Source organism: Mycobacterium sp. UM_11, assembly GCF_001414075.1.
In the GTDB taxonomy this organism is placed as follows: Bacteria; Actinomycetota; Actinomycetes; order Mycobacteriales; family Mycobacteriaceae; genus Mycobacterium.
Genome location: NZ_LATC01000128.1, coordinates 1 through 11809, shown reverse-complemented (window position 1 = coordinate 11809; position 11809 = coordinate 1). Strand labels below are relative to the sequence as shown.

7 protein-coding genes and 3 rRNA genes are annotated in these 11809 nt (G+C 63.4%); 5 read left to right on the top strand and 5 right to left on the bottom strand.

All coding sequences use genetic code 11. The features are described 5' to 3' along the window. The 4 genes from WU80_RS22235 to rrf form a co-directional block, all read left to right on the top strand. Positions 1 to 743 (top strand): UDP-N-acetylglucosamine 1-carboxyvinyltransferase (locus WU80_RS22235; RefSeq protein WP_156371817.1); only part of this gene is annotated, 743 nt, incomplete at its 5' end. 360 nt (positions 744 to 1103) lie between these two features. After that, a 16S ribosomal RNA gene (locus tag WU80_RS22230) occupies positions 1104 to 2634 on the top strand. Between the two features lie 283 nt (positions 2635 to 2917). After that, a 23S ribosomal RNA gene (locus WU80_RS22225) occupies positions 2918 to 6017 on the top strand. Positions 6018 to 6106: 89 nt separating this feature from the next. Next, positions 6107 to 6219: ribosomal RNA gene (rrf, locus tag WU80_RS22220) — 5S ribosomal RNA — on the top strand. Together the 16S, 23S and 5S rRNA genes form the textbook arrangement of a ribosomal RNA operon. Before the next feature lie 60 nt (positions 6220 to 6279). Here rrf and WU80_RS22215 read toward each other — a convergent pair. The 3 genes from WU80_RS22215 to WU80_RS22205 all read right to left on the bottom strand — a co-directional run bounded on the left by WU80_RS22215 (position 6280) and on the right by WU80_RS22205 (position 9217). Further along, on the bottom strand, positions 6280 to 6777 hold the full coding sequence (locus WU80_RS22215) for a methylated-DNA--[protein]-cysteine S-methyltransferase (protein WP_055405240.1): 498 nt from the start codon (positions 6775 to 6777) through the stop codon (positions 6280 to 6282). Next, positions 6774 to 8264, bottom strand: a complete 1491-nt coding sequence (locus tag WU80_RS22210; protein WP_055405239.1) for a DNA-3-methyladenine glycosylase 2 family protein — start codon at positions 8262 to 8264, stop codon at positions 6774 to 6776. The genes WU80_RS22215 and WU80_RS22210 overlap by 4 nt, the downstream gene beginning before the upstream one ends. Before the next feature lie 68 nt (positions 8265 to 8332). Then, positions 8333 to 9217, bottom strand: coding sequence for a LysR family transcriptional regulator (locus WU80_RS22205; RefSeq protein ID WP_055405242.1), 885 nt, complete (start codon positions 9215 to 9217; stop codon positions 8333 to 8335). Between the two features lie 90 nt (positions 9218 to 9307). On the opposite strand from WU80_RS22205, the gene WU80_RS22200 reads away from it, so the two are divergent. Then, positions 9308 to 10555 (top strand): MFS transporter, encoded by a 1248-nt coding sequence (locus WU80_RS22200; RefSeq protein ID WP_055405241.1) that lies wholly within the window; start codon positions 9308 to 9310, stop codon positions 10553 to 10555. A 24-nt stretch (positions 10556 to 10579) separates the two neighbouring features. On the opposite strand, the gene WU80_RS22195 is transcribed toward WU80_RS22200, so the two are convergent. Next, complete coding sequence (locus WU80_RS22195) at positions 10580 to 10966, bottom strand: hypothetical protein (RefSeq protein ID WP_067824038.1); 387 nt, start codon at positions 10964 to 10966, stop codon at positions 10580 to 10582. Positions 10967 to 11029: 63 nt separating this feature from the next. Further along, positions 11030 to 11809, bottom strand: a 780-nt coding sequence (locus WU80_RS22190) for an adenylate/guanylate cyclase domain-containing protein (protein ID WP_156371816.1), incomplete at its 5' end; no start/stop codon positions are given.

Sequence of the window (11809 nt, the reverse complement as noted above, 5' to 3'; positions counted from 1 at the left end):
TGTGTATAAGAGACAGCGCCGAGGGTGTCACCACCATCCACAACGCGGCGCGCGAACCCGACGTCGTCGACCTCTGCACCATGCTGAACCAGATGGGTGCGCGGGTCGAAGGCGCGGGATCGCCGACCATGACCATCACCGGCGTCCCGCGGCTACACCCCACCGAGCACCGCGTGATCGGGGACCGCATCGTCGCCGCCACCTGGGGCATCGCCGCCGCGATGACGCGGGGTGACATCTCGGTCACCGGTGTCGACCCCGCCCACCTGCAGGTGGTGTTGCACAAGCTGCACGACGCCGGCGCCACCGTCACCCAGACGGACAACAGCTTTCGGATCACCCAGTACGAGCGCCCCAAGGCGGTCAACGTCGCCACGCTGCCGTTTCCCGGATTTCCCACGGATTTGCAGCCGATGGCCATCGCGCTGGCGTCCATCGCCGACGGCACGTCGATGATCACGGAAAACGTTTTCGAGGCGCGCTTTCGCTTTGTCGAAGAGATGATCCGGTTGGGCGCCGACGCCCGCACCGACGGCCACCACGCGGTCGTCCGCGGCCTGCCGCAATTGTCGAGCGCACCCGTCTGGTGTTCCGACATTCGGGCCGGCGCCGGCCTGGTGTTGGCGGGCTTGGTGGCCGACGGTGACACCGAGGTTCACGACGTCTTCCACATCGATCGCGGCTACCCGTTGTTCGTGGAGAACCTGTCGATTTTGGGAGCGGAGATCGAGCGGGTAGAGTAGCCAAAGTCAGTGCCCCACAGGGGCGGTCGCCACACCAGGCGGCCGACAACCCGGGCCCTTGACTCCCTCGCTGGATTGGTACTAGCCTGGCACGGCTGCTCCCGAGACGGTCTGCAGAAGACCAAAACCGGGAGTTGACTCCTCTGCCGGACCTGTATTAAGCTGGCAGGGTTGCCCCAAAACGGGCGAAACAAGTGTTGTTTGAGAACTCAATAGTGTGTTTGGTCTTTTTATTTGTTGTTGTTTTTTTGGCCATACCTAGCACTCCCCGTGTGTGGGTATGGCAGTTTTTGATGCCAGTTAAATGGCGTCTTGTCAGGTATCTCTGATTTGAATTCACCTCGTTCTGCGAGGAGATTTTGTTTGGAGAGTTTGATCCTGGCTCAGGACGAACGCTGGCGGCGTGCTTAACACATGCAAGTCGAACGGAAAGGCCCCTTCGGGGGTACTCGAGTGGCGAACGGGTGAGTAACACGTGGGCAATCTGCCCTGCACTTCGGGATAAGCCTGGGAAACTGGGTCTAATACCGGATAGGACCACTTGGCGCATGCCTTGTGGTGGAAAGCTTTTGCGGTGTGGGATGGGCCCGCGGCCTATCAGCTTGTTGGTGGGGTGATGGCCTACCAAGGCGACGACGGGTAGCCGGCCTGAGAGGGTGTCCGGCCACACTGGGACTGAGATACGGCCCAGACTCCTACGGGAGGCAGCAGTGGGGAATATTGCACAATGGGCGCAAGCCTGATGCAGCGACGCCGCGTGGGGGATGACGGCCTTCGGGTTGTAAACCTCTTTCACCATCGACGAAGGTCCGGGTTTTCTCGGATTGACGGTAGGTGGAGAAGAAGCACCGGCCAACTACGTGCCAGCAGCCGCGGTAATACGTAGGGTGCGAGCGTTGTCCGGAATTACTGGGCGTAAAGAGCTCGTAGGTGGTTTGTCGCGTTGTTCGTGAAATCTCACGGCTTAACTGTGAGCGTGCGGGCGATACGGGCAGACTAGAGTACTGCAGGGGAGACTGGAATTCCTGGTGTAGCGGTGGAATGCGCAGATATCAGGAGGAACACCGGTGGCGAAGGCGGGTCTCTGGGCAGTAACTGACGCTGAGGAGCGAAAGCGTGGGGAGCGAACAGGATTAGATACCCTGGTAGTCCACGCCGTAAACGGTGGGTACTAGGTGTGGGTTTCCTTCCTTGGGATCCGTGCCGTAGCTAACGCATTAAGTACCCCGCCTGGGGAGTACGGCCGCAAGGCTAAAACTCAAAGGAATTGACGGGGGCCCGCACAAGCGGCGGAGCATGTGGATTAATTCGATGCAACGCGAAGAACCTTACCTGGGTTTGACATGCACAGGACGCGTCTAGAGATAGGCGTTCCCTTGTGGCCTGTGTGCAGGTGGTGCATGGCTGTCGTCAGCTCGTGTCGTGAGATGTTGGGTTAAGTCCCGCAACGAGCGCAACCCTTGTCTCATGTTGCCAGCGGGTAATGCCGGGGACTCGTGAGAGACTGCCGGGGTCAACTCGGAGGAAGGTGGGGATGACGTCAAGTCATCATGCCCCTTATGTCCAGGGCTTCACACATGCTACAATGGCCGGTACAAAGGGCTGCGATGCCGCAAGGTTAAGCGAATCCTTTTAAAGCCGGTCTCAGTTCGGATCGGGGTCTGCAACTCGACCCCGTGAAGTCGGAGTCGCTAGTAATCGCAGATCAGCAACGCTGCGGTGAATACGTTCCCGGGCCTTGTACACACCGCCCGTCACGTCATGAAAGTCGGTAACACCCGAAGCCAGTGGCCTAACCCTTGGGAGGGAGCTGTCGAAGGTGGGATCGGCGATTGGGACGAAGTCGTAACAAGGTAGCCGTACCGGAAGGTGCGGCTGGATCACCTCCTTTCTAAGGAGCACCACGAAAAGCACCCCAATTGGTGGGGTGCGAGCCGTGCGGGGTTCTCACCTGTAGTGGGTGAGGGCCGGGTGCACAACAGCAAATGATTGCCAGACACACTATTGGGCCCTGAGACAACACTCGGCCAGTCCGTGTGGTGTCCCTCCATCTTGGTGGTGGGGTGTGGTGTTTGAGTATTGGATAGTGGTTGCGAGCATCTAGACGGATGCGTTGCCGGCAACGGTGGTGCGTTCGTCGAAATGTGTAATTTCTTTTGAAAACTCTTGTGTGTAAGTAAGTGTCTAAGGGCGCATGGTGGATGCCTTGGCATCGAGAGCCGATGAAGGACGTGGGAGGCTGCGATATGCCTCGGGGAGCTGTCAACCGAGCATTGATCCGAGGATTTCCGAATGGGGAAACCCAGCACGAGTGATGTCGTGTTACCCGTATCTGAATATATAGGGTGCGGGAGGTAACGCGGGGAAGTGAAACATCTCAGTACCCGTAGGAGAAGAAAACAATTGTGATTCCGTCAGTAGTGGCGAGCGAACGCGGAACAGGCTAAACCGCATGCATGGATAACCGGGTAGGGGTTGTGTGTGCGGGGTTGTGGGATTGATACATCTCAGCTCTACCTGGCTGAGGGGTAGTCAGAAAGTGTCGTGGTTAGCGGAAGTGGCCTGGGACGGTCCGCCGCAGACGGTGAAAGCCCGGTACGCGAAAACCCGGCACCTGCCCTGTATCAACACCCGAGTAGCAGCGGGCCCGTGGAATCTGCTGTGAATCTGCCGGGACCACCCGGTAAGCCTAAATACTTCTCGATGACCGATAGCGGATTAGTACCGTGAGGGAATGGTGAAAAGTACCCCGGGAGGGGAGTGAAAGAGTACCTGAAACCGTGTGCCTACAATCCGTCAGAGCCTCCTTGTGGGGTGATGGCGTGCCTTTTGAAGAATGAGCCTGCGAGTCAGGGACACGTCGCGAGGTTAACCCGTGCGGGGTAGCCGCAGCGAAAGCGAGTCTGAATAGGGCGCATCCCCTTTGGGGTGTAGTGGCGTGTTCTGGACCCGAAGCGGAGTGATCTACCCATGGCCAGGGTGAAGCGCGGGTAAGACCGCGTGGAGGCCCGAACCCACTTAGGTTGAAGACTGAGGGGATGAGCTGTGGGTAGGGGTGAAAGGCCAATCAAACTCCGTGATAGCTGGTTCTCCCCGAAATGCATTTAGGTGCAGCGTTACGTGTTTCACCACGGAGGTAGAGCTACTGGATGGCCGATGGGCCCTACTAGGTTACTGACGTCAGCCAAACTCCGAATGCCGTGGTGTATAGCGTGGCAGTGAGACGGCGGGGGATAAGCTCCGTACGTCGAGAGGGAAACAGCCCAGATCGCCGGCTAAGGCCCCTAAGCGTGTGCTAAGTGGAAAAGGATGTGCAGTCGCAGAGACAACCAGGAGGTTGGCTTAGAAGCAGCCACCCTTGAAAGAGTGCGTAATAGCTCACTGGTCAAGTGATTGTGCGCCGATAATGTAGCGGGGCTCAAGCACACCGCCGAAGCCGCGGCAACCGTAAGGTTGGGTAGGGGAGCGTCCCCCATGCAGCGAAGCTACCGGGTAACCGGTGGTGGAGTTTGGGGGAGTGAGAATGCAGGCATGAGTAGCGATAAGGCAAGTGAGAACCTTGCCCGCCGTAAGACCAAGGGTTCCTGGGCCAGGCCAGTCCGCCCAGGGTGAGTCGGGACCTAAGGCGAGGCCGACAGGCGTAGTCGATGGACAACGGGTTGATATTCCCGTACCCGTGTGTGGGCGTCCCTGACGAATCAGCGGTACTAACCACCCAAAACCGGATCGACCATTCCCCTTCGGGGGCATGGAGTTTCGGGGCTGCGTGGGACCTTCGCTGGTAGTAGTCAAGCAATGGGGTGACGCAGGAAGGTAGCCGTACCAGTCAGTGGTAATACTGGGGCAAACCTGTAGGGAGAGCGATAGGCAAATCCGTCGCTCATTAATCCTGAGAGGTGATGCATAGCCGATTGAGGTGAATTCGGTGATCCTCTGCTGCCAAGAAAAGCCTCTAGCGAGCACACACACGGCCCGTACCCCAAACCAACACAGGTGGTCAGGTAGAGCATACCAAGGCGTACGAGATAACTATGGTTAAGGAACTCGGCAAAATGCCCCCGTAACTTCGGGAGAAGGGGGGCCGGAATACCGTGAACACCCTTGCGGTGGGAGCGGGATTCGGCCGCAGAAACCAGTGGGTAGCGACTGTTTACTAAAAACACAGGTCCGTGCGAAGTCGCAAGACGATGTATACGGACTGACGCCTGCCCGGTGCTGGAAGGTTAAGAGGACCCGTTAACCGTAAGGTGAAGCGGAGAATTTAAGCCCCAGTAAACGGCGGTGGTAACTATAACCATCCTAAGGTAGCGAAATTCCTTGTCGGGTAAGTTCCGACCTGCACGAATGGCGTAACGACTTCCCAACTGTCTCAACCATAGACTCGGCGAAATTGCACTACGAGTAAAGATGCTCGTTACGCGCGGCAGGACGAAAAGACCCCGGGACCTTCACTACAACTTGGTATTGGTGTTCGGTACGGTTTGTGTAGGATAGGTGGGAGACTTTGAAGCAGTTACGCCAGTAATTGTGGAGTCGTTGTTGAAATACCACTCTGATCGTATTGGACACCTAACGTCGAACCCTTATCGGGTTCACGGACAGTGCCTGGCGGGTAGTTTAACTGGGGCGGTTGCCTCCTAAAATGTAACGGAGGCGCCCAAAGGTTCCCTCAACCTGGACGGCAATCAGGTGTTGAGTGTAAGTGCACAAGGGAGCTTGACTGCGAGACTTACAAGTCAAGCAGGGACGAAAGTCGGGACTAGTGATCCGGCACCCCCGAGTGGAAGGGGTGTCGCTCAACGGATAAAAGGTACCCCGGGGATAACAGGCTGATCTTCCCCAAGAGTCCATATCGACGGGATGGTTTGGCACCTCGATGTCGGCTCGTCGCATCCTGGGGCTGGAGCAGGTCCCAAGGGTTGGGCTGTTCGCCCATTAAAGCGGCACGCGAGCTGGGTTTAGAACGTCGTGAGACAGTTCGGTCTCTATCCGCCGCGCGCGTCAGAAACTTGAGGAAACCTGTCCCTAGTACGAGAGGACCGGGACGGACGAACCTCTGGTATACCAGTTGTCCCACCAGGGGCACGGCTGGATAGCCACGTTCGGACAGGATAACCGCTGAAAGCATCTAAGCGGGAAACCTTCTCCAAGATCAGGTTTCTCACCCTTTTAGAGGGATAAGGCCCCCCGCAGACCACGGGATCGATAGGCCAGACCTGGAAGCTCAGCAATGAGTGCAGGGAACTGGCACTAACCGGCCGAAAACTTACCAACACACAATCGCAACCACTTTCCAGTTCCGCCGACATTTGTCGCGGACGCTTGAATACCACACCCCCCACCGAAACAAATTTAAATAGAGTTACGGCGGCCACAGCGACAGGGAAACGCCCGGTCCCATTCCGAACCCGGAAGCTAAGCCTGTCAGCGCCGATGATACTGCCCATGCGGGTGGAAAAGTAGGACACCGCCGAACATACACAAAAACACCCCCGGAAACGGGGGTGTTTTTGCATTCTTTGACGCCGGCGCAGTCCTAGTCGAATAGCGTCAATGCCACCGAAGCGCGCTTCTTTTCCAATGCGAGCAGCTTTTGTTTGCGGTCGAGGCCTCCGCCATAACCCGTGAGGCTTCCGTTGGCCCCGATGACCCGATGGCAGGGCACGACGATCGCGATGGGATTGTGGCCGTTGGCCAATCCGACGGCGCGTGCCGAACCGGGTGCGCCGATCTGGGCCGCGATTTTTCCGTAGGACCGCGTCTCGCCGTACGGAATGGTCAGCAGGGCCTCCCATACTCGCCGTTGGAAGTCGGAGCCGCGCAGCTCGAATTCGAAATCGAATTCGGTCAGCTCGCCCGCGAAATAGGCGTCGAGTTGCTCGGCGGCCTCGCAGAATGCCGCGGGGTTGGGAGTCCAGCCGGTCCGGCTCGGCTCGTACGTCTGGTCGACCATTCGAAGCATGGTCAACACCGAATCCTGGCCGGCCAGGGTCAGTGGCCCGATAGGGCTGTCAATCGTGCGGTACTCGATCATGCGACCTCCTGTGGTGGCCATTGGTTAACCGGGTGCTCGAGGGTGGTCCATAGGTATTGGGTGGCATAGGAGCGCCAGGGCCGCCACCCGCCGCTGCGCTCGACAAGCGAGCGTTCGTCGGAGGGCAGGCCCAGGTGCCCGGCGGCCAGGCGCACCCCTAAATCACTGGCGGGGAACGCATCCGGGTCGCCGAGGCCGCGCATCGCTATCACCTCGGCGGTCCAGGGGCCTATCCCGGGAACCTCAAGGAGCTGCCTGCGCGCGGCCTCCCAGTCGCACCCGCTGTCCAGGACGATACTGCCGTCGGCGAGGCCGGCGATCAGCGCGCTGAGGGTCCGCTGCCGGGACTTGGGGACCGCCAAGTGGACGGGATCGATCTGGGCGAGCTGCGCCACGGACGGGAAGGTATGGGTCAACCCGCCACCCGGGTCGGCGACCGGCTGCCCGTAGGCCGCCACCAGGCGACCGGCGTGGGTGCTGGCCGCCTTGGTCGACACCTGTTGGCCCAGGACGGCGCGCACGGCGAGCTCGGCCTCGTCAACGGTGCGCGGAATGCGTTGTCCGGGCGCCTTTCTCACCGCCGGGCGCAGATGCGGGTCGGCGACCAGCGCGTCGTCGACCGCTTCGGGATCGGCGTCGAGATCCAGCAGCCGCCGGCAGCGCGCGATCACCGTCGTCAGGTCGCGGAAGTCGTCGAGGACGAGCACGCAGCGGACGTGATCGACGGCCGGTGTCAGGCTGACGACGGCGGTGCCGAACGGAAGGCGCAGGCTGCGCCGGTACGCGCCCTCGCGGACCTCTTCACAACCGGGCACCGTACCGGCGGCCAGATGGCCGAACACGCCCTCATACGCGAACGGCGTGCGTACGGGCAACCGGAGGCAGACCGTCCCCGCGGCCGAAGAACTCGAGGATCCGGACCGGACCGCCGCCCGCCGGCGCAGCTCCGTCGGCGTGTTTTCGAAGACCAAGCGCACGGTGTCGTTGAACTGCCGGATGCTGGAAAACCCTGCGGCGAAGGCGATGTCCCCGAAGGGCAGGTCCGTAGTCTCGATGAGCAGGCGGGCGGTCTGCGCCCGTTGGGCGCGGGCCAGCGCGAGGGGACCGGCCCCGACCTCGGCCTGCAGCAGCCGCTCCAGCTGGCGGGTGGTGTAGCCGAGGTGCGCCGACAGCCCGCCGACGCCTTCGCGGTCGACGGTGCCGTCGGCGATCAGGCGCATCGTGCGGGCGACGACGTCACCGCGCACGTTCCATTCCGGCGACCCGGGCGACGCGTCGGGACGGCACCGCTTGCACGCCCGGAATCCGGCGCGCTGGGCGGCGGCGGCCGTCGGGTAGAACCGCACGTTGCGCGCGAACGGCGGCCGCACCGGGCAGCTGGGCCGGCAGTAGATGCGGGTGGTCAGGACGGCCGTGACGAACCAGCCGTCGAACCGCGCGTCCTTGGACTGGACGGCGCGGTAGCAGCGTTCGAAGTCGTCGTGCACGCTTTCCAGACTTACACCCACCGGGTGACAAAACTGGCGGAAAAGCGACATCGCAGTGGGACGTCGGCTCAGGGTCCGTCCTGCCGCACGGCCGCGGCGGCCGCGATGAAATCGCGGGCCGGGCGGGACAGCGGGCGGCCCGAGTCCCAGATCATGCCCACATCGCGGTACGCGTCGGCGTCGGCGAGCGGCACCACGCACAACCCCGGTGCGGAGTCGCTGCCGTCGATGGGCATCAGGCTGACGCCCAGTCCGGCGGCCACCAGGCCGGCCGTCGTCGTGAGGTTCGCCGCCTCCAGCACGATCCGGGGCTGAAAGTGTGCCGCGGCGCAAAGCTCGTCGAGCAGGCGTCGCATGCCGAAGCCGGGCTGCATGGCCACGACGGGCTCGTCGGCCAGTTCGGTCATGGACACCGCGGCGCTGCCCTCGAATCGGTGAGCGCGCGGCACGGCGACACCGAGCCGCTGTCGAAACAGGCTGCGCCAGGCCAGAGTTGGCCGGCGCGGCCGCGGTGAAACCACCCCGACGTCGACGCCTCCGGCCAACACCAGGTCGCCGATCGATTCGGCGGCGCCCTCCTCGAGCGCGAACGCCACGCGCGGTGAGGATTCCTTGAACCGCGCGATCAAGCGCGGCACCACCGTCGCCCCGAACGAGCCGAGGAAGCCCACCCGGATCTCGCTGACGGCCGGGTTCGCCAGGTCGTCGATGGCCCGCCTGGCCGAGTCGAGTTCCAGCTGTGCCCGCCGGGCGTGCTCGTAGAAGATCCGGCCATAGGTGTTGAGCGACAAGCGCTTACCCCGACGATCGAACAGCGCCACGCCCAGTCGCCGCTCCAGGCGCGCGAGCATTCTGGTCAGCGTCGGCTGGGCTACGCGAAGCTGTTCGGCGGCCGCCGTGACGTGTTCCAGCTCCGCGAGTGTGACGAACCACTCGTAGTCCTCGCCCGTCAAGCGCACCACCTCGACTTATACCCCAAAAGCATATTAAACCAGCGAATAATTCATTTCCGTCGATTCCCGGCGGAGCGCAGGATGAACGGCATGTCCCAGCGCCCCCCGACTCCCGTCGCGCACCGCGCCGGCAGCCCCGGCTACCGGCGACTGACCGCGGCGCTGTGCGGCGCCGGGGTGGCCAGCTTCGCCGCGATGTACTGCACCCAGGCGCTCCTGCCGGCCCTGTCGGCGGCCTACCGGATCGGCCCGGCCACCGCGGCGCTCACGGTCTCGCTCACGACGGGGATGCTGGCCGTCTGCATCATTCCCGCCAGCGTCCTTTCCGAGCGCTACGGCCGCATCACGGTGATGCTGACCTCGGGGGTGGCGTCCAGCGTGATCGGGCTGTTGTTGCCGTTCAGCCCGAACCTCGGCGTATTGCTCCTCGGCCGGGCGGTGCAGGGCGCAGCGCTCGCCGGGATACCGGCGGTCGCGATGGCGTTCCTGGCCGAGGAGGTACACGCCTCGTCGCTCGGGTCGGCGATGGGACGCTACATCGCGGGCACAACGGTCGGCGGGCTGGCCGGGCGACTCGTTCCGTCGTTGGTCATCGAGATCAGCGATTGGCGGGTGGCGCTGCTGGTGTGCTCCCTGACGACGCTGGCCGGCACGGTGGTTTTCGCCGTCCTGGTGCCGCGATCTCAGTTCTTCAACCCGAGGGAGGCGAGCGTGCGGGCCGGCGTGCGCAACCTCGCCGCGCATCTGCGAAACCCGTTGCTGCTGAAGCTCTTCGCCGTGGGGTTCGTGCTGATGGGTGGATTCGTGACCGTGTACAACTACCTCGGCTATCGGCTGACCGCCCGGCCATTCGGCCTGGCGCCGTCGGTGATCGGCCTGCTGTTCCTGCTGTACCTGGTCGGCACCTGGACATCGGTGGTGGCCGGGAGGCTCGCCGACAGAAAGGGACGCCCACTCGTGCTGGGAGTCGCCATGCCGGTTGCGGTGACCGGCCTGCTGCTCACCGTGCCGCACTCCCTGGTCGCCGTCATCGTGGGCGTCGGCGCCTTCACCGGTGGCTTCTTCGCCGCGCACACCGTGGCCAGCGGATGGGTGGGCGCGGTCGCGCAGCGCGACCGCGCTGAGGCGGCGGCGCTGTATCTGTTCAGTTACTACCTGGGCGGATCAGTGGCCGGCGCGTTCGGCGGCCTCGTGTACGGCGTCGGCGGCTGGCCGGCGACCGTCGGTTTCGTCGGGGCGCTGCTGGTGGCAGGCGCATCGCTGGTGGCGTTGTTGGTGCGGGAGAGCGGCTCCCGCACCAACAACCACGTCGTTGCGGCCCTGGCCACCGTCGAGTGATCCCGCTCGGTGCCCCGCAGGCGCTTACGGGCTGGGCGGCGTTCCCACGCAGACGCCGCCGGCGCAGGCGCCCGCACCACCGGGTCCGGCGGAAGCCCCGGCACCCGGCACGCCCGCGCTTGCCCCACCGGGCCCGGCGCCGGCGCCGGACCCACCCGGTCCGGCGGTCGTGGCACCACCGGGTCCGGTTTCCGGACCGCCGCCGCCCGGCGCGGCGGGACTGGTCGCCGCCGGGGCGGTCGTCGTGACGCTGGCAGGCGTGGTGACGGAGGTGGTGACGGTCGAGGTCGAAGTCGTCGGGTTCTTGTTGTCCTTGCCCGAGCCGCAGCCCGCGGTCAACGAACTCAAGGCAATCACCGCGGCAATTCCCGCGGCGACGGAAACACGGCGGGCGGTTCCGCTACCAGTCATGTCAACACCAATCTGTAAGGGGCGATGTCTTCAATCCCCTTACCCACTCGGCTCGAAAATCAATCAACCCGACCGGTCGGTGGGCGAGGCCAGTTGGGTGGGGCGCTCGTGCCCGCGAAGGGTCACCGTCTCGCCCAAAGACCAACGCGCGCGTTCGTTCTCGCTCGCGCCCTCCAGCGCGTCGGCCGTCGCGAGCAGCCGGCCGGGGTGCGACTTGGCGAGCTCGCACAGGCGGGCCGCCTCGTTGACCGGACCGCCGATCACGGTGTATTCGAAGCGTTCCCTGGCCCCGACGTTGCCGGCGACGACCTGCCCCGCCGCGACGCCGATACCGGCCTCGCACTCCGGCATCTCGTTGTCCAGCCGCTCGGCCATGGCCCGCGCGGCGGCCAGCGCCTCGTCTTCCGGACGCTCAAGATGATTCGGGGCCCCGAAGATGGCCAGCGTCGCGTCGCCCTCGAACTTGTTGACCAGCCCGCAGTGTCGGTCCACCTCTTCGACGACTATCCCGAAGAATCGGTTGAGCAATTGAACGGTCTCGGCCGGGGGGCGGCTGGTCACCAGCTGGGTGGATCCGACGATGTCGATGAACAGGACTGCCACATGGCGTTCTTCGCCGCCCAGCTTCGGCCGCTCGCGCTCCGCGGCCAGGGCGACCTCGCGTCCGACGTGACGGCCGAACAGGTCACGGACACGTTCCCGCTCACGCAGCCCGTCGACCATGGCGTTGAATCCCCGTTGCAGCTCACCGAGTTCGGTGCCGTCGAAAACGACGAGATCACCCCGCAGGTCGCCGCGCTCGACGCGCCTCAGCGCGGCGCGGACCTGTCTCTTATACACATC